Genomic DNA, 21,730 nt, shown 5'->3' on the forward strand with positions numbered 1-21,730 from the left:
CTTAAATGAATAACCAAGTGTTGGCTTCCCCAATTCAACATACCTATTGGAAGCAACTGAACAATAATTCGCAGAAGTCGTTTGATGTTGCCACTATTAGTGCTGTTTTCGATGGAACTTTACAGGCTCAGGATATTAAAGTCTGTTTACAAAAACTGCTCTATGGTGTTGAAATTCTGCGTACTCATTACCATTTAGATGAGTTAGGTGCTTTATGGCAAAATATTTCATCAGAAGTAGCTGTTAACTTTATCGAATTGAATTGGCAACACCTTGATGAAATCCAAATAGCTGAACAAAAAAACAACATCACCAATGAGCTAAAATCTTGTGGTTCATCAACGCCCTGGCATCGAGTAGTGTTGGCGGATATGGGCGATACCTGTTGGTTATATCTGGAGTTATCTGGTATTAATACCGATGCTTTTTCTCTTAATTACCTGCTCGACCTTTTGCTTAGTGCCGGTAATGGTAACCTGAAACAGAGTCTTGAAAGACTGCATGAAGATATTATTCAGTATGCTGAGTTAGCCCCTTGGCTGGCTGATTTTCTGCTCGATGATGACCTGCTTGATGCGCGTGCCTTTTGGACTAAGGATAAAAGTATTGCGGGGTTGCAACAGCCGTTTTCATTACAGCGTTATATGCACGCTTCAACTATCGAGTCGTCAACCAGACAGTATAGTTTTGCCAGCGTTGAGCTGGGTGATGTATTTGATCACCTCGACAGTTACGCCTCTCAACATCAGGCGACGGTAGCCGAAGTTATCTGTGCAAGTTTACGATTATCACTCACCAAATATTCAAAAGAGGCTTCATTGGCAAGAGTCTTTGATAGCCGCGGCGATAGCACATTGGCTGAAGCGATTGGTCCACTGAGTCGGGCTGTGCCTTTATTTCCCGACGTGTCGGATTCATTCGACATTGCCGTTGAAAATGAACGTGATTGCAGTGCGTTGGCGATAGATTACAGTGAATGTTTCGCAAAGGAGCATGCACATGAAAACGACGGTTTTACCTTTATTTTTGATAGTATAGACAGACCCTCTGGGTCGGCAGCTACAATAGAGCAAGTTGCTTATTTCCCCGAAGCGTTTAAATTACAATTTATGTTAATCACCCAGGGCAATGCGACCCGTTTGCAGTTAACCTACGATAGTGATTTTATTGATGAACAGGCATTAAATTATTTTCTTACCTCGTGCAAATCTAACTTGGTTGATCACATTCAGGGTAACAAAATATCCCCCCCCCCCAGCTACAAAGCGATGGGCAAACAAGTAACTACGGGCAATGATGTCACTGTATTGAAATCATTCGAAAGGGCACTTAATATCCCTGATGCAGCCGTAACTCAGGTTGGTGGTGATATGGCCTCTTTAAGTGACATCAATGCCAGTGCGAATCGTCTGGCGCATTACTTGATAGGAACAGGCATTGGCAAAGGTGATGCCATTGCACTTTGCCTTACTCGTTCCATCGAATTTGTTATCGCCATGCTAGCGGTAATGAAAACGGGTGCCGCTTATATCCCGATAGATGTTGAATTACCCGTACAACGTATCAATACCATGTTACAAGATGCACAGGCAAAGGCATTTATTTGTCAGGGCGATTTTTCTATTGAAGGGTGTCAAGCTATCGATTATAGCGCATTGGAACTAGGGCGCTATGACATAACAACACCCGACATAACAATCGGTAGTGACGATTTGGCCTACATCTTATTCACCTCAGGCTCAACAGGTAAAGCCAAAGGTGTTAGCATAAGCCACAAAGCATTGTTAAATCATATGAACTGGATAAACCAGGAATTTTCATTTAAGCCCCAAGACCGTTTTCTACAAAGAACATCGGCGAGTTTTGATGCGTCCATCTGGGAATTCTGGAGTCCACTGCTGGTCGGTGGGACTATGGTGATAGCCCCAAGCGAAATCAACTATGAGCCGTCATTATTTAGACGTATTGTATCAGAGCAGCATATAACCCGGATGCAAATAGTACCTTCGTTACTGGAGGTTATGACGGAAGATAGTTTTGATGGCTATGAGCATAATCTTCAAACCATATTTTGTGGTGGTGAAGCGTTAAAAATGCTGACAGCAAGAAGGGCACAGAGCGTATTTAACTGTGAAATTGTTAACTTATACGGGCCATCGGAATGTTGTATTGATGCCACTTTTTGGCGTTTTAACGAGCGCCTAATCACCGATTTTGTGCCGATTGGTTATCCGGTGAATAACCTGAGCTGTCGGGTAGTTAAAGAAAATGGCACCGAGGCTGCTAAAGGGGAATCAGGAGAGTTGCAAATTGCAGGAGACTCGCTGTTTAACGGTTATTATCATCAAGCTGACTTAACCGACGAGGCGATGCATTATTGTGAAGCCAGTCAAATAAACTATTACAAAACCGGAGATCATGTACGGGTATTGGCGGATAATAATCTGATGTATCTGGAGCGACTTGATGATCAGGTTAAGCTAAATGGTTTCAGGATAGAGCCTGATGAAATAACAATGCTGGTATTAAATGCAGGGTTGGCCGAGCAAGCAAAATGTATTTTCAGTGCCTCGTCCCATAATTTATCATTATTTATCATTGAAGCTAAAGCGAGTGCAACTGAAATAATGCAAATGCTGAAAAGCGTATTGCCTGAATACATGGTGCCACATCAGTTGATCGAAGTTGAAACGTTTCCTTACTTGTCTAACGGCAAGCTCAATAAACGAGCCCTGGCTGATTGGGCGATGGAGCACAGCAGTGCAGGTTATGTAGCACCGGGCACCGAGATAGAAAGCAAGTTAGTGGTCATGTGGCAGGAGTTACTGAATATTTCGATGAGCATAGGAACTACCCATGACTTTTTTGCTATCGGGGGGCATTCGTTACTGGCGATGAAAGTAGTAAACCGGATCACAGAGGAGTTTGATATCACCATCAGTGTACGGGTGTTGTTTGAACATAAAACAATTGCAGAGCTTGCAGCTTATATAGAGCCATTAACCTTATTGGCCGATGTTGTAGAAAGCGAAGATGATGAAATGGAAGGTGGATTATTATGAATCTTGTAGCGTTACTAAAAGAAGTTAAAAACAAGGGGATCACACTCTATCTCAATGATGGGAAGCTAGCGTTTAAGGCACCTGCGGGGGCAATGGATAAAGCGTTAAAATCACAAATCGTCGCACTTAAAGTTGAACTTGTTGAGTTATTAGAAAAGCGTGAAAATGCTGAAACCACCCAGATTGAACCTATTGACAGACAACCAGGTGATGTCCTAGTGACTTCTTTTGCACAACAAAGGTTATGGTTACTGGATAAGATCGATGGAGGAAGTACGCATTATAATATACCTGAAGCGTTAAAGATAACTGGAGCATTAAAGCTTGATGTCGTAGCAAAAGCTTTTAGTAGTTTGGTTTCACGTCATGAAAGTCTGCGGACATATTTTGTTGAAGATGATGATGGTCAGCCAGTACAAAAAATCCAGGATCCAGGGATGTTTGATGTTGTGGTTATAGATTTTTCTTCAATGAGTGACGAAGAGCAACAAGCTAAAGTGATGAAGTGCGTGGAATTGGATGCAGCCAAGCCTTTTGATTTAAGTTGTGACTTTATGCTGCGGGTGCAGATATTGAAACTGAGTGATGTCGAGCATATATTGTTAGTGACTATGCACCATATTGCGTCTGATGGATGGTCAAGAGGAATTTTAATTAATGAATTTATCGCTTTATACACGGCTTATTCGCAAGGCAAGGAGAACCCTTTAGAGCCTCTTCCGATCCAATACGCTGATTATGCCTATTGGCAACATAACTGGCTACAGGGTGAAGTCCTGGATAAGCAACTTGTATACTGGGAAGAACAGTTAGTAGATTTACCCATAGTGCATGGTTTGCCGTTAAAGAGTAAACGTCCATTGGTACAAAGTTTTACCGGAGAGACTTATGACTTAATTATTAATAAGCAGACAAATAAAAATTTAAACCAATTTTGTCAGGATAATGGCGCGACATTATTTATGGGGCTGCATGCGGTATTTTCAGTACTGCTCGCCCGTTACAGCAATGAAATCGATATTGTTATGGGGAGTCCTAGCGCCAACCGGGAACAGCCAGAAGTCGCATCCTTAATTGGCTTTTTTATGAATAACCTGGTGTTACGCTGTGACTTATCAAATAACCCATCGTTTATTGAATTAATCGCCCGAAGTAAGCGAATGTTGTTAGATGCTTATGCTCATCAACAGGTGCCATTTGAACAGATTGTAGAAAAACTACAACCAGAGCGTAGTTTAAGTCATAGTCCTCTTTTTCAGATAATGTTGGTTTTACAAAATAATGACGAAGGAACACTTGAAATACCCGATATTAAACTGAGTCAGGTTCAGAAAAGTGACATTATTGCCAAGTATGATGTGATACTTAATATCTCTGAAAAAGAAGAAGGTTTATTATTAAGTTGGGAATACAATACGGACTTATTTACCACAGATACCATAACAGGTATGGGTAGACACTTTGAACAATTACTTGAAGCTTTGTTATGCACGCCAGAACAAGATGTATTTAAAGCGAAAATGCTGGGTGAGGCGGAGTATCATCAGCAACTGGTCACATGGAATAATACAGCACTAAGCTATCCTAAAGATAAATGCATTCATGAATTGTTTGAAGCGCAAGTAGAGAAAACTCCGAATGCTATTGCTGTGGTAATTGAAGACAAACAGTTGAGTTACCGGGAGCTGAACCAACTATCAAACCAATGGGCGCATTATTTAATTGAACAAGGTGTGAATAATGAAACCTTAGTGGGTATTTGTATTGAGCGTTCACTGGAATTGATGGTAAGTGTTTTGGCTATTCTTAAAGCCGGTGGCGCTTATGTACCGCTTGACCCTGCTTATCCTAAAGTCAGGCTGGACTATATGCTGCAAGATACAGGCTTGAAGCATCTATTATCTCGGTTAGATTTAATTACCGGGCTGGATGTTTCGGACAATGTCAATGTTATTGAAATTAATCCACAAATGTACCAGAAAAAAACACAGGATTATCCAGCAACAAACCTCAAACAATCCGATACTAAAAAAACATCTGATTTGGCTTATGTGACTTATACCTCAGGTCCAACGGGACAAGCCAAAGGGGTGATGATTGAGCATAAGTCACTGGTTAATAATTTGCTATCTCAGGTTGATTATTATTCATATGAAGAGAATGCTTCATTTATATTTTATAGTTCATATTGTGTCGATGGCGCATTAGAGGAATACTTATTACCTTTGATTTTTGGTGGGAAAACCGTAGTTTTTAGCCAAAATAAAATATTTGACTTAGAGTTATTTATAAATACTTTGGTCACTCAAGAGATAACCAAAGCTAATATTACCCCGGCGCTTTTATTAGCAATGAAAGATCAACTATGTAATATTTATCATAGGTCGCTATTAAAAACGCTAGTGGTAGGTGGTGAGAAGTTACCTACGAGTCTGGCAAAGAAGCTAGTTGATACAGGATATGAAGTCGTTAATAGTTACGGTCCGACAGAATGTACAATTGATGCTGTCAGATACAGGTACTCAGAAACAATAAAAGCTAATACGAGTATCATAGGTAAAGCGGTTGTTAACCATCAGCTCTATATCATGGATAATAACATGGGCTTAATCCCCATAGGCAGCTATGGGGAACTTTATATAGGGGGAGATGGTTTGGCGCGTGGTTATTTGAATAACCCGGAATTGACGCAAGATCGTTTCGTCAACAACCCTTATTATGAAGCTGACAGTGTCAATAATAGTAAATACTTATACAAAACGGGTGATTTGGTCCGTTATTTAGCTGATGGTAATTTGGAATACGTTGGCCGAACAGATGAGCAAGTTAAACTTAGAGGTTTTAGAATTGAGTTAGGTGAAATTGAGCATCAGTTAAGTGAACATGAAGGTGTTGATTCTGCGCTGGTATTGACGATAGAAAATGATATTGGCAATAAACAGTTAATTGCTTATCTTAAACCTGAATTGGGCCATGAAACAGATATTGATGACGTGGGATTGGTGCCTAATATACAACAATCACTTAAACAAGTGATACCCGATTATATGATACCAGAGCGATTTATCCTGATGCATGAGTGGCCACTTACTCATGATGGTAAAATTGATCGAAGCAGCTTGCCCAAGCCGGATATGTCATCCCACAAAGCTCATTACATTGAACCTTCAACAGCGACTGAAAGGGCTTTGATTGAAATTTGGCAACAGATTTTGAAAATTGAAACAATCGGTATTAATGATAATTTTTTTGATGTTGGTGGAAACTCAATACGCGCAATAAAGTTAATGACTAAGATCGATGAAAGATATGAACTAAGACTGCCGATCAGAACTTTGTTTGAATTACAGACTGTGACTGAATTGGCCGTACATATCGATTTTCTAATTTCTCAACAGAAAATTAACATACCCGATGTTGATATTTCAGCAGATATACAACAAGAAGAGGTCATTTGGTAACATGAAGGATTTAAAAAGGTTTCTCACATCATTACATGAAAAAGGTATTCACCTGTTTGTAGAAAAAGGCGAGCTAAAGTCCAATGCAAAGCTAGGTGCCATTACTTCGGAAATAGGCAAAAAAATCAAACAAAATAAGCTTGAAATTATCCGGTTTCTGGAACAAATTCATGGGAGTGAACGCCAAGGAGGGAAGATAAAAAAAGCGACAAATATCACCTCGTATCCTTTATCTTTTGCCCAGCTGCGTTTGTGGTTACTGGATAAGATTGACGGTGGCAGTAGTCATTATAATATGCCTACGGCGTTAAAATTGAACGGTGATCTCAATGTTGAAGCCCTTAAAGCCGCATTCAGCACCATAGTTGAGCGGCATGAGGCCCTGAGAACCTACTTTGTTGCGTCACAAAGTGAGCAGCCGATCCAAGTGGTGCAAGCGCCCGACGGGTTCGCCGTGACTGTTATAGATTTATCTGATCTGGAAGGTGAAGTGCAGGCAGCAGCATTGAAGCAACATGTCGGTGAGGACGTGACCGGCATATTTGACCTGTCAGCTGATTTCATGTTGCGGGTAACCCTATTACGGCTCGATGAGCAGCAGTATATATTGTTGGCGACCATGCATCATATTGCTTCTGACGGCTGGTCGAAGGGACTGATGGTCAATGAATTCACTACCTTGTATGGCGCTTATAGCAAAGGGCTGGCTAACCCGTTACCCCCACTTGAATTGCAATATACGGATTATAGCCAGTGGCAACGCAATTGGCTCAGGGATGATGTGCTGGATAAACAGTTAGATTACTGGAGCCGGCACTTAGCCGATTTGCCCATGGTGCATAGTTTACCGCTAGAAGGTGCCCGTCCACCGGTGCAAACCTTTAACGGTGACGACCATTATTCAGTGATAAAACAGCATAATGCCCAGGCCCTGGTGGAGCTATGTCAAAGTCATGGTGCTACCTTGTTTATGGGACTGAATGCGGCAATTTGTACCTTGCTGGCACGCTACAGCAATCAGACGGATATCGTGCTTGGTACCCCCATAGCCAACCGAGAACAAGCCGAAATTACACCCCTGATCGGCTTTTTCATGAATTCCCTGGTTTTACGTATGGATTTGTCTAATGATCCAAGCTTCAATCAATTACTGGCGCAGAGCAAAGGCATGCTGCTTGATGCTTATGCGCATCAGCAGGTACCCTTTGAGCAAATAGTTGAAAAGCTGCAACCTGAGCGCAGCTTAAGTTATACCCCGTTATACCAGATGATGCTGATATTGCATAACATTGAACAAGGCGAAGGCGAATTGCCAGGGCTGACCCTTGAATCGATACAAAATCAGGACAGTGATGCTAAGTATGATCTCATTTTTCACGTGACTGAGCTGTCTGAGGGGTTAGGGATCACTTGGAACTACAATACTGATCTGTTTAGCCATGATACTATCCGTGGGATGGCAGAACACTTTTCGCATTTACTGGAGCAGTTGCTTCAAAATCCTGACAAAGATGTATTTACAGTCGACCTGCTTAACCAAAGGCAACTGCAACAGCAGGTGCTGCAATGGAATGATACCCAGATCGACTATCAGGATGATCTGTGTATTCACCAGTTGTTTGAAGCCCAGGCTGCCAGAACCCCGGATGCAGTGGCCTTAGTATTTGAAGACACTGAGCTCACTTATGCTGAGTTGAACCACAAGGCCAACCAACTGGCCCTTCACTTGGTGGAAAATTATCAGATCACGGCAGATACCCTAGTGGGGATCTGTGTTGAACGCTCCATGGAAATGATGATTTCCTTGTTAGCTATCCTCAAGGCTGGCGGAGCATATGTGCCTATGGATCCAGGTTATCCAGCAAACCGTCTGGCCCATATCCTAGCTGATTCGGGGATCAGATATTTGCTGACCCAAACGGATATTCTGCCGATGTTTGAGCTGGATGATTCGGTTATGGTTATCTGTATAGACACTAAAAGCCTGATAAGGGATGATGAGGATGTCGCCAATATAGCCATTGAGAACCCTGCGTTAAGGTCCTCCAGCCTGGCCTATATGATTTATACTTCGGGGTCTACGGGCAACCCTAAAGGGGTCATGGTAAGCCATAAAAACGCACTTAATTTCTTCACTGGGTTAAACCAGACACTGGGCCAGTCAGAACATCAGGCTACCTGGCTGGCGGTGACCAGCATCAGTTTTGATATTTCGGTACTGGAATTACTCTGGACCCTCAGCCAAGGCAACAAGATTGTTATTCAACCGGACCGTCCGGCAGATATTTCACAACCCTGTGAGCTGGATATTAGCTTGTTTTATTTTGCAGCAGAAGAATCCAAATCCGGCGTTAACAAGTATGAATTGTTATTAGAAGGGGCAAAATTCGCCGATAAAAACGGCTTGTCCGGGGTTTGGGTACCTGAACGTCATTTTGCCAATTTCGGCGATCAATTTCCTAATCCATCAGTTGCCGCAGCGGCAGTGGCAGCCTTAACCGATAATATTGCCATTCGTGCCGGTAGTGTAGTTTTGCCTTTGCATGACCCAATCAGGGTCGCCGAGGAATGGTCTATGGTGGATAACCTGTCTAACGGTCGGGTGGAAGTGGCCATTGCATCGGGCTGGCACCCCAATGACTTTGTTTTTGTGCCAGAAGTATTTGAAACGCGTCACCAGGTAATGCGTGATAACCTGAATATAGTACAAAACCTGTGGCGGGGAGAGAGTATTAAACGCACCAACGGGCAGGGCAAGGAAGTAGACATCCAATTGCATCCCAGTCCGATACAGGCAAACATGCCGACCTGGATCACCGCAGCTACTTCACCGGTTACCTTTGAATACGCAGGTTCCATTGGTGCCAATGTACTGACCCATTTGCTCGGACATAGCATTGAAGAGCTGGGTGAAAAAATTAAATTGTATCGTGATGCCCTAGAAAAAGCAGGCTTTGACCGTGAGCAAGGGAAAGTGGCCCTTATGCTGCACACCTTTGTCAGTGATGACCCTGATATTAAGGAAATTGTACGAGAGCCGTTGAAAAATTATCTTCGCCATTCATTGCACCTGATCAAGTCTTTGGTCGAGGGCACGGAAGTGGACGAAGGAGTGGATTGGGAAAAAGATCCCGAGGTGGTACTTGAATTCGCTTTCCAGCGTTATTATCAATCTTTCGGCCTGTTTGGCAGCGTGCAAGCTTGCCAGACCAAGGTAGCAGAATTTACCGCCATAGGTGTCAATGAAGTGGCCAGCCTGATTGATTTTGGTATCGATAACCACACAGTGCTGGCCAGCCTTCCTTACCTGGCCAGTCTGCAAAAGTTATGCAAGCAAGGTAGCGCCAGACAAAAGTTGTTGTCTAAGCGCTTATTGAGGGAATGGTCACCGTTGGCATTGATTAAAAAATATAATGTCACTCATATGCAGTGTACACCTTCCTTTATCAATGACTGGGTTAATAATCAAGATGGTCAGCAAGGGCTGAATCAACTGAAAATGTTACTGGTCGGTGGAGAAGCAATCGCCCCTGGGGTCGCCTCTAAACTGGTTGAGCATGTCTCGGGTGTCATCTACAACATGTACGGACCGACGGAAACCACTATTTGGTCTGCGATTGACCGCATAGATAGTAGCGATGTACGTATCGGTTTACCTATGGCTAATACCCGTTTTTATATTCTAGATCGCCAACATCAGTTGGTGCCAGATGGCATTGTCGGAGAGTTGTGCATTGCTGGTGATGGTGTTGCTGGGGGGTATTTCAACCGCCATGAACTGACCATGAGCCAGTTTATCACCGATCCGTTTACCAGCGGTGATAGCGAAATCATGTATAAAACTGGTGACCTAGTGCAACGCTCTGCTGATGGCCGACTCAGGTTTTTGGGTCGACTCGATGAACAAATAAAATTTAATGGTTTCCGCATTGAATTGGGTGAAATAGAACATTATATCAATGAATTTGACGGGGTTGATTCGAGTTTTATCTTGGCGCATAAAAACGACAATGACAAGCGTACCCTAGTCGCTTATATCCGTATGAAAGATGGCCAAGCTAATGTCGAGCAACATACATTGGCTGACAGGTTGCGTCAATACCTAGCGACCCAGGTGCCGGACTTTATGATCCCCGCAGTCTTTGTCCTAGTGGCACATTGGCCGTTGACGCCTAACGGTAAGCTTGATAAAAGGGCCTTGCCGGCCTTGGACGGGCAACAGTCGGGTGCCCGCCATATTGAGCCTGATGGTGAGACTGAAAAAGCACTGGCCGAGATCTGGTACGGTGTATTGCAACTTGAAACGGGCAAGATCAGTGCCATGGGCAACTTCTTTAATCTTGGTGGTCATTCTTTGTTATCGTTACGCCTGGTCGCCGATATTTGCAAACAGTTTGCCATTGAAATTGATGTCAGGGCGGTGTTTGAAGCTCCGGTATTGCGGGATATGGCATTGGTGATAGATCGTGCACTGTTGGTCATGAAGTCAGCAGCATTAACAGATGAAGAAGTAGAGGTTGAAGGATGGCTTTAATTGCAGAACAGATAATTAAAAAATCTCAGGAAACGGGGGTTTATCTATTTATCGAAAAAGGAGCTTTGGGTTTTAAACAAACAAAAGGGGCGCGCTTCGATGCCGATCTGAAACGGGATATCCAGAAACATAAGGCAGAGATCATCGATTTTCTGAGCCTGCATACAAAAACAGTTCACAGAAAAGAGATAACCAAGATTGACCAAGATACTAGCTTGATCCCTATGTCTTTTGCCCAGCAACGCCTATGGTTACTGGATAAAATCGATGGTGGTAGTTGCCATTACCACATGCCAGCAGCACTAACCTTATCAGGTGAGTTAAATCTCGATGCATTAGAGTTCACCTTTAATAAAATTATCCAGCGCCATGAAAGTTTACGTACTGTCTTCAGAGAGGACGACGATGGTCAGGCCGTTCAAGTTATCCTACAGGAAGTTATATTCACCCTGCCGCTAACAGATTTGTCTAACCTGCAGGGAGAAGTACAAACCAGGGCGCTGACCAAGGCTATCGAGCAGGATGCGGTCGCCCCTTTTGATTTAAGTCGAAGTTTGATGTTACGGGCGAGTGTATTGAAGTTGGGTGAGACAGTACATGTATTACTATTCAACATGCACCATATTGCATCTGATGGCTGGTCAATGGGAATTTTACTGAATGAATTTTCATCACTATACACGGCTTTCTCACAAGGCCAACCAGACCCTCTCACACCGCTAGACATACAGTACGCCGATTACGCCCACTGGCAACGAAACTGGTTGCAGGACGAGGTATTGGATGAACAACTAGGTTATTGGAAAAAACAGTTAGCAGGATTACCTGCGGTGCACAGTCTTCCGTTGGGTAAGATACGTCCCGCAGTACAGAATTTTAACGGACAAATAGTTAGCTCGCATATTCAGCGCAGCAGTTACGATACCCTTTATCGTTTTTGTCAGGTTAATGGTGCAACTCTCTTTATGGGATTACAGGCTGCTTTTGCGGTATTGCTCGCCCGTTATAGTAATGAAACCGATATTGTGATGGGCACCTCAATCGCAAATCGTGAGCAACCAGAAGTCGCTGGTCTGATTGGTTTCTTTGTTAATAACTTGGTACTGCGCAATGATTTATCAGCCAACCCCAGTTTTAGAGGTTTATTAAATCAAAGCAAAGCAATGTTACTGGATGCCTATGCCCATCAACAGATCCCTTTCGAACTGATTGTCGAAACCCTTCAACCAGCGCGTAGCTTAAATCACAGCCCGCTGTTTCAGGTAATGTTGGTTTTACAAAACAATGAAGAAGGCACACTGGAGCTGCCTGGATTAACCCTGCTATCAAGCGGAGAAAGGAGCAGAGTAGCAAAATATGATTTAACGCTGAATGTGACAGAGAATGAATATGGGTTACAGCTTGACTGGGAATACGATAGCGATTTATTTGAGAGAAGTACGATAGCACTTATGGCAGGTAGTTTTGAGCGCCTGTTAATTACCCTGTTACAGACCCCAGATAAAAGTGTATTTGAAGTCGGGGTACTTAGTGAGGCCCAGATACACCACTTAGTGCATGAGCTTAATGATACACAGGCAGATTATCCGAAGGATAAGTGTATCCATGAGTTTTTTGAGCAGCAAGCTGAGCTAAATCCAAATAACATAGCAGTGGTGTTTGAAGATAAGCAACTTACCTATAAGCAATTAAATGAAAAATCCAATCAATTAGCGCATTACCTCAAAATACAGCATGATATAAAACCAGATACCTTAGTAGGTTTGTGTGTTGAGCGCTCACTGGAAATGGTGATAGGTATTATCGCTATATTAAAAGCGGGTGGCGCCTATGTACCACTGGATCCAAGTTACCCACAAGATCGTATCAGCTATATGCTTGAAGATGCCCAGTTAGAGCTTGTATTGAGTCAGGTTCAGGTACAAAAAGTGCTTTCAGGCTTTAATGGTGCAGTTGTGATGCTGGATGGCTTGGGTGATACAGATGAAAATCATGTCGATAGCCAGAGTCATTTTTGTAGTCGGTATGGTAAAAACAACCTCACAGTCGCAAATAGCGGATTGACCTCATCGCACTTAGCTTATGTGATTTATACTTCGGGTTCAACCGGTCAGCCCAAAGGCGTTATGATAGAGCATCAGGCTTTTGTTAATTTTGCATTATCTGACCAACGTCATTTATGCTACGACAGTAACAGTAAAATATTGAATCCATTATCCATTAGTTTTGATGCAGGTAATGGTTATTTGTTAGGTGGCTTGTTATCGGGAAGTTGTGTTTATATTGGTCACGAAATTAAAAGGGGAGGCGCTTATTTATTTGATATTATAGAGAAAAATAAGATAACCCATGCTGTTTTTCCGTATTCAGTATTGGATAAGAGTAGTATCAAAGTAACTAATTCTCTTAAGTACCTTATTTCTGGTGGTGGGAATATCAATAGCGAAGTAATTTCACTACTTGAAGAGGTTAATTTAATTAATTGTTATGGTCCAACTGAGGCAACGGTAACTAGCACCTTTGCAGAAATGTCTGTTTCAAAATTGGTGACTATAGGTAGACCCATTGATAATTGTGAAGCGTATCTTTTTTCCTCGGTTCAGCAATTGTTACCGCTAGGAGTTGTAGGAGAGTTATATATTGGTGGGGCTGGACTTGCTCGCGGATACTTAAATCGCCCTGAGTTAACAGCAGAGTGTTTTATCTCTAACCCATTTTACGATAAAAACAAAGCCAATAGCGCTCCGCGTTTATACAGAACAGGGGACTTAGTACGTTATTTAGCTGACGGTAATCTTGAATTTATCGGCCGTGCTGATGACCAAGTAAAAATACGCGGATTCAGGATAGAGTTAGGTGAAGTTGAAGCGCAGTTAACGCAACTCGACTCAGTTGACTCAGCCTTAGTGATGGCAAAGGAATTAGCAGGCAGTCAGCAATTGGTAGGTTATGTTAAGCCACAAAATGCGATAGCTGAACAGGATGTAGCAAATTATATAACAGCAGCCAAAGCATCGCTTGGACAACAGTTACCCGAGTACATGGTACCAAACATTATTATGCTGGTTGAACAGTGGCCATTAACGCCTAACGGTAAGATAGATAAAAAATCCTTGCCAACACCAGATGGCAGTTGCATGCAGGGTGAGTATCTCCCCCCTGAAACTAAAGCAGAGAAAAGCCTAGTTGTAATTTGGGCCGACTTACTTGATTTGAATGCGGATACTATTAGCATCACCGCGAACTTTTTTGAACTCGGTGGCCATTCTTTATTGATTATTCAATTAGTGGCACGTATTAAGAAATTAGGGTTAAGTATTGATGTGCCGTCTGTGTATAAATCAGCTAACCTACAAGTCCTGGCGAGTATACTTGTTAATGCAGATACTGACGCCATTGATTTTGTGGTGCCAGAGAATTTAATCCCAGAAAACTGTGATTACATTACACCTGAGATGTTGCCATTAGTTGATTTAATGCAATCTGAGTTGGATGATATCTTTGCAAAGGTGCCAGGTGGTGCGAGTAATATTCAAGATATTTATCCGCTTGCAGAGTTGCAAAAGGGGATATTGTATATACATAATGTTACTGAGCAGCGCGACCCTTATGTCATTCTTTCTTACTATGAGCTTTCTAATGAACAATCACTTGAGCACTTTATATCATGCCTTAATTTCACCATTGAGCGCTATGATGTTTTACGTACGGCGGTATTGTGGCGCAATCGTGAAACTGCATTACAAGTTGTATATAAGGAGGCTCAGTTACCGATAGAATATCTAAACTTTGATAATGCTGATAATGTACGAGAGGCTTTTTTTAGCTATGCAGATAATGGTGCTCATCGTATTGAGCTTGAAACGGCACCTTTGATTCAATTGCAAGTAGTGAAAGATGAGCAGTCAGGGCAATATTTAGCGTTGTTGAAAAAACACCATTTGTTGATCGACAACGTTTCTATAGAAATCATCATGTCGGAAGTTGCATTATTTCAACGAGGTATGGCTGATAGTTTACCTGTCCCTGTGTTGTATCGGGAGTTTATAGCGCGTACATTGCATAATCATGCGACATTAGACATAGAGGGTTTTTTCACACAGCAATTGGGTGATGTGGAAGAAGCCACTTTACCCTTTGGGTTAAGTGATGTTACAGGAGATGGCAGTGATATAGTTGAATTGCATGTTGATGTGGGTGAGGAGGTATCTACCCGCATTAGAAAAATCATGCGTCAGGAGAAACAAAGCCCAGCAAGTTTCTTTCATACGGCGTGGTCCATGGTGTTATCGGTATGCTGTGGTCACGATGATGTTGTATTTGGTACGGTTTTATCGGGTCGTATGAATGGTGATGAAAACAGTGAAAATGCGTTAGGGATGATGATAAATACTTTACCGCTAAGAGTGACGCTTAATGATTTAGATGCAAAATTGGTAGTTCAGCAAGTACATGATGGGCTTTTATCACTTATACCTTATGAGCAAGCCTCGTTAGCGCAAGCTCAGCGTTGTAGTGGTTTGGGAGGCTCTGTGCCATTATTCAGTGCAAATCTGAATTATCGGCATAATAAAGTAGAGACATTTAAGGCTGAGATAAATGAGGTAGATAATGAAATACAGACCTATGAAACTGCTTATATCACTTTAGGTTCGCAGGAACGCACGAATTATCCATTTAATCTATCAGTAAACGATAATGGCAAAAGTCAAGATTTTTCATTTGATTTTCAAATAGACAAAAGCGTTGAGGTTCAACGTATTGCTGATTATATGCAAACAGCAGTAATGTCATTACTCGAAGCACTTGAGCAGGATGATAAAACCCCAGTTAAGCAAATATCTGTGTTGCCAAACACAGAAATAAAACACTTAGTGCATGAGCTAAATGAGACCTGTTCTGATTACCCGAAAGATAAGTGTATCCATGAGTTATTTGAGCAGAAAGTTGAAGAAAATCCAGATAATATAGCCTTAGTATTCAAAGAACAACAGCTTACTTACAAGCAGCTAAATGATAAGTCCAATCAGTTAGCACATTACCTGTTAGATAATCACGATATCAAGCCAGATACTTTAGTGGGCCTTTGCGTTGAACGTTCATTGGAAATGGTTGTGGGTATTCTCGCCATTCTTAAAGCGGGAGGGGCCTATGTACCACTTGATCCTGAATATCCAGAAGACCGATTGAAATATATGATTGAGGATGCTGAATTAAAGACTGTTTTAACACAAAGTAGTTTAAGTGAATGTAAAGCTGTGTCAAAAGAGCAGGCCTTATATATAGATGAACTACTAGTTTCAGAACAAATAAATGAATATTCAGCAGCAAACATTAGTAAAACACAGTATGGTTTGCAAGCTAATCATCTTGCTTATGTGATTTATACCTCGGGTTCAACGGGACAACCTAAAGGTGTAATGGTTGAGCACGAACAGCTAAATAATTTGCTTAACGGTATTAAATCTCAATCTGGCTGTGATAAGCAAGATCAATTACTCGCGGTAACTTCTCTGTGTTTCGATATTCATACGCTTGAAATTTTCTTACCCATTACGAATGGGGCTACTTTAATTATTGCTCCTAAACGAGCGGTTACCACGCCAGAAAACTTACAAAATTTGATTGAAAAACATCATGTTACTATCATGCAGGCAACCCCATCTACCTGGAAGATATTAGTTGAAAATAACTGGCAGCCTGAGCACAAGATTAAAGTGCTCTGTGGTGGGGAAGTACTGACAGAGCAATTAAAAAATGCGCTGCTCAAACGGCACAATATTGAACTTTGGAATATGTACGGTCCAACAGAAACTTGTGTTTGGTCAGCCACTGCTCAAATGAGTTTAGCGCGAACCGTCGATATAGGTGCCCCGGTGGGCAATACAAGCTTTTACTTACTGGATGATAAGTTAAAGCTTGTTCCACACGGCTTGCCGGGCGAACTGCACATTGGTGGAGTAGGTTTAGCTCGCGGATATTTAAACCGAGCCGATTTAACTGCTGAAAAGTTCATTGAAAATCCTTTTTACGATAAAGACAATTGCAATAGTAGCGAGCGCCTATATAAAACAGGTGATTTTGTGCAACGGCTCCCTGATGGTAAGTTAAAGTTTTTGTCTCGAATAGATCATCAAGTTAAAATACGTGGCTTTCGCATCGAATTAGGGGAAATAGAGCATGTATTATCGACGCATTTTACGGTAAAAGATGTCGTGGTATTGGGCCGGGAAAATAATAATGGTGATAAACATCTGTCGGCTTATATTGTACCGACAAAAGCGCTTGACCTTGAAAGTGAAGACGTTAAATTATTACGCTATGAGTTAAAATCAGCACTTAAGCAAGTGTTACCCGAATATATGATCCCATTAGAATTTATTTTGTTAGATAAATTTCCTCTAACAAATAATGGCAAATTTGATCGTAAATCCTTGTTAGCAGCTGATTTTTCACAAGAGCAAACTTTTTATGTAAAACCTTCTGCAGATTCAGAGAAGCAAAAACAATTGTGCGATATTTGGCAAAATATTCTAGGCGTTAAACGAGTTGGTATTACAGATGACTTTTTTGAACTTGGCGGTGATTCCATAATTGCATTACGATTAATTAATGTCATGGAGCAGCATGGGCTTTCAATCAGTATCGGCCAGTTATGGACACATCGAACAATTGAGGCTTTATGTGATTCAACCGTGTTTGATCTTATAGATGAAAATGAGCATGATTTGCCTATCACCATGCTTGATAAAGGTCAATGCTTGATTGAACACTTTGAGATCGATACACCGTTCAATGAAACTTATTTACGTTATGCGATTAACAAGTTATTATCAAATGAATTATTGAATTATAAAGTTATAGAGAATAACGGTGAGCATGTCTTAGTGGCTGCTAATCGAAGCAGGAAAGAGAAAAATTCGATTTGGCAAATATTAGATGAAACAGTCACAGATGTTGATAATTTTATAGAAAAGCAAAGTAGGCGCTTGAATGATAAAATTATGGCGCTTAATGGCGATTTAATAGGATTGGCTTACCTTAACCATAATGATAGACAAATTTGTATTATTGCCACGCATAGTTCACTGATTGATGAAAATAATTGGCACAGTTTACTGGCTAATTTTAAAAATGATCTTATCAAAAAAGATTGAATTATTTAAAGCGTAGATAGGGTATTGCGCCCGATAGATATCGGGCGTTTAATGTTGATTTACTGATCCTATTGAAACGAATACGTTTTCTCACAATCAATAGTTATCGGTATTGTTATTAAAAAACTACAAATCATCGGTGTGAGATTGCATTATGGCGATGAGAGGAGAAGTTATAATGGAATTGAAGTTAAAATTGCCAACTTTAATTGAGTTAAATAAATCAACGTCCACCACCAATGTATTTTGTTTACATACCATGGGTGGCGGAATTAATGTTTATAATGGGTTTGCTGAAAAAATGTCGGAAGAAGCTAAATTTTATGGATTGGAAGAGCCATTAATTTATGATGATTTTGAATACAGTTCTCTTCCTGAATTAGCTGAATATCATGTGGATACGATAAAAGCGGTACAAGAAACAGGTCCATATACTTTAATTGGCTATTGTTCAGGAGGGCCAATTGCTTATGAAGTAGCTTATCAGTTGTCGTTGGCTGGTGAACAAATAAATAAATTAGTAATAATTGGTTCGAAGCTTCTTTCAAGCCTGATGGGATCGAACAGTGATGAAAAAGAGCGTTATTTATTTATTAAAGATTATTTATTGCTCAAATATATGCTTAATCTAGAACGACTTGATTGGCCATTGTTGGAAGATCATAAGTTAAAATTTGTGATTGATTCCATTATTAATGAGATTAAGCAACAACAAGGAAATGAATTTATCAAGGATGAGAAATGGGTTCGTAAAGGAATAAAAGCATTGTACTTTATGCGTAATGCCTTAAAAAAACATTCTGTTTCAGGCTCTTCATTTGATGTGGTTTTGTTTGATCGTTATATAGCACCAGAATTTAATAATAGGATGATGCCATGGTTTGATTGGGACAATATTACCTCGGGAGAGCTCGATGTTATTAAAGGGGTAAAATTAAAAAATCAAGATGACGATATTAATCAACCACCCTACCTTGATAAAACAGTTAACCAGTTGAAAATAAGGCTGTTTTAATTAGATATTATACCAAGTTGTAAACATGTCATTATTGAAAATACTTACTACAAATTATTATATGAATTCTAAATGATATTATCTGATGTTGAGATACCATGGATTCAAGATATTGATTCTGTAACGGTTAACTCTTTGGAAGAAGCAAATGGCATTAAATTATTGTTGAACGTAGGGGAGTGATAATTATCAGCATGGGCAGAGAAAAATGTCACTCATATTCAACGATTACTTAAACAAAATGGAGCATTATTAACCCGGGGGCTAAAAAGAAATAGCTCCAAACAATTTGGTAATTTGCTTGAGTCTTTATTTGGTTCTCCGTTGTTGCAGTATAATTACCTTCTACCCCAGAACAGGTCTCAGAGGTAATGTTTATACGGCTACTGAGTATGCTGCAGAGGAAGTGATACCTCAGCACAATGAAAATGCTTACTCAAAAATCTGGCCCAATAGTATTGGCTTTTTATGTCTGTTGCCGAGCCAAACCGGAGGGGCAACAGCGATCAGTGATTCAAGGTATATTTACTGATTCTGCTAAACTTTTGGCTTATGGATGGGCAATTAGTATTATGATACCTATTGCTCTATATATGTATTTAACCCAAAAGATGAATTATGATATTTCGATTGAGGTTTCGGCTTTGGTTGTAACATTTATTCTTATTTCACTTACGTCATTTATAGCGTGTTTTATACCATTAAGGAGAATTGTTAAGTCGCAACCTATTAACGCATTAAAATAAACTAATACTAGTTGATAGTCTTAGGCCTCTTGCTCTTTGGGACATAGGGTCTGCTGTCTGTCCTTTAGGATGATTGATGATTGAAAAATTATAACAAATAAAAGAGTAAAAAAATTTTGAATACTGATGAAAAAACAACACTGATTTGTCTGCCATTTGCAGGTGCCGGAACTTCATTTTTTAATGAGTGGATTGAACTTTCAGACAATATTACTATTGAGGCGATTGGGCTCCCAGGCAGAGAAAAGCGCTTTATTGAACCGGTTTATACTGATGTTCGTTTAGCTGCTGAAGGTATTTGTAGAGAATTATTATCTAATAATGATATTGACTTGGACAACCCGATTGTTTTATTTGGGCATAGCCTTGGCGCTGTACTGGCCTTTGAAGTAGCTCAGTGTTTACTTAAGCTGAATTTTCCCTTGATGTCCCTTATTGTGAGTGGTTCACCAGATCCATGGACGCCACGAACGCAAAAAGCGACAGGGTTGGATGATGATGCTTTCATTGAAAAAGTGTTCGAATTTTCAGAATATAAGCATGAAGCACTGGAAAATGAAATGATGCGAGAGCTGATTATGCCGGCTTTAAGGGCTGATGTTGAAATGCATGAATCTTATATTGCTGAAAAAAATGCCTGTATTGATGTACCTATCGTCGTTCTACGAGGTGATAAGGATAATTTGGTTAGTTCAGAGCAAGTTCAAAATTGGCGCCATGCAACCAGTCAATCAATTGAGTATAAAGAAATGAATGGTGCTCACATGTTTTTTGTTGACCAAGCTAAAGAACTATTATCTTTAATTGAACAAACAACACAGTCAGAAAATTTATTAGAAGAGGGAATATTTTGAGCCTTCAGGGAAAAGTAGCTGTTATTACTGGTGCGGCTCGTGGTCTTGGTCGTGCCAGTGCAATAGAGTTTGCTAAAAATGGCGCAGACTTAGTAATAATTGATATTTGTGAAAATATAGATTCAGTACCTTATGTTTTGGGTTCGTTAAGCCAGCTGGATTATACCGGGCAACTATGTAAAGAACTTGGCTCAACTGTTCAGGTTTGTAAAGTTGACATCCGCAGTATGGACCAAATAGAGCAGGCTATAGATAGTGGCATCGCAAGATTTGGTAAAATTGATATTTTACTTAATAATGCAGGAATTGCCGCACCTTCGGGCAAAATTGTTCATGAGGTTACTGAAGAGCAATGGCAGGTAATGATTGATATTGACCTCAATGGTGCCTGGCGAATGATTAAGGCAGTTGGTAAACATATGGCTGAGCAGCGGACGGGTAGCATTATCAATATCGCCTCTACTGCCGGAGTGGTTGGATATCGTCATTTCTCAGGATATGTTGCTGCCAAGCATGGCATTATTGGATTGACCAAAGCAGTCGCGCTTGATTATGCACCGCTAAAAATCAAGGTAAATGCGATATGTCCAGGTTCGGTAAGAGATTCAAAAGAAGTAGAAGGTATCATGTTGTCTGAAATTGCTCGCGCACTAGAGGTGCAAGTCAGTGAACATGAAGCAACTTTTGTTCAGGCGCAACCGATGAATGAATTGGTAGAACCACAAGATATTGCCGATGCTGCTGTTTGGTTGGCATCTGATGCCAGTCCGAGAATGACAGGGAGTGTTATTACAGTGGATGGCGGATTTTCAGTTAAATAAAATAGGCTATGACCCGAATAATCGACTTTTATTCTATCGAGGGATTAATCCCCGAAACATTGTTTTTTGAGTATCAGTCT

The 21,730-nt window shown here is 40.9% G+C and carries 8 protein-coding genes; all 8 read left to right on the top strand.

Annotated features, from left to right (window positions below; genetic code table 11):
- The first annotated feature begins 17 nt into the window (after positions 1-17).
- Positions 18-3,062 (top strand): non-ribosomal peptide synthetase, encoded by a 3,045-nt coding sequence (locus GAB14E_RS00950; RefSeq protein ID WP_231562111.1) that lies wholly within the window; start codon positions 18-20, stop codon positions 3,060-3,062.
- Positions 3,059-6,523, top strand: coding sequence for a non-ribosomal peptide synthetase (locus GAB14E_RS00945; protein WP_033084518.1), 3,465 nt, complete (start codon positions 3,059-3,061; stop codon positions 6,521-6,523). The genes GAB14E_RS00950 and GAB14E_RS00945 overlap by 4 nt, the downstream gene beginning before the upstream one ends.
- A gap of 1 nt (position 6,524) precedes the next feature.
- A complete protein-coding gene (locus GAB14E_RS00940; RefSeq protein ID WP_052094129.1) occupies positions 6,525-11,057 on the top strand; it encodes a MupA/Atu3671 family FMN-dependent luciferase-like monooxygenase in 4,533 nt (1,510 codons plus the stop codon).
- The gene (locus GAB14E_RS00935; protein ID WP_052094130.1) at positions 11,048-18,214 is read left to right on the top strand and encodes a non-ribosomal peptide synthetase; all 7,167 of its coding nucleotides are present in this window, start codon (positions 11,048-11,050) and stop codon (positions 18,212-18,214) included. Before GAB14E_RS00940 ends, GAB14E_RS00935 begins: the two co-directional genes overlap by 10 nt.
- A 178-nt stretch (positions 18,215-18,392) precedes the next feature.
- Entirely contained in the window at positions 18,393-19,229 is an 837-nt protein-coding gene (locus tag GAB14E_RS00930; RefSeq protein ID WP_033084519.1) for a thioesterase domain-containing protein, read from the top strand.
- Positions 19,230-19,635: 406 nt separating this feature from the next.
- Positions 19,636-19,761 carry a TauD/TfdA family dioxygenase gene (locus tag GAB14E_RS25675; protein ID WP_414734070.1) on the top strand — a complete coding sequence of 42 codons (126 nt, stop codon included), beginning with the start codon at positions 19,636-19,638 and terminating at the stop codon, positions 19,759-19,761.
- Between the two features lie 330 nt (positions 19,762-20,091).
- On the top strand, positions 20,092-20,829 hold the full coding sequence (locus tag GAB14E_RS00925; protein ID WP_052094132.1) for a thioesterase II family protein: 738 nt from the start codon (positions 20,092-20,094) through the stop codon (positions 20,827-20,829).
- The gene (locus tag GAB14E_RS00920; protein WP_033084522.1) at positions 20,826-21,650 is read left to right on the top strand and encodes an SDR family oxidoreductase; all 825 of its coding nucleotides are present in this window, start codon (positions 20,826-20,828) and stop codon (positions 21,648-21,650) included. The genes GAB14E_RS00925 and GAB14E_RS00920 overlap by 4 nt, the downstream gene beginning before the upstream one ends.
- Positions 21,651-21,730: the final 80 nt, after the last annotated feature.

The sequence above is a fragment of the Colwellia psychrerythraea genome, assembly GCF_000764185.1.
GTDB lineage: Bacteria > Pseudomonadota > Gammaproteobacteria > Enterobacterales > Alteromonadaceae > Colwellia > Colwellia psychrerythraea_B.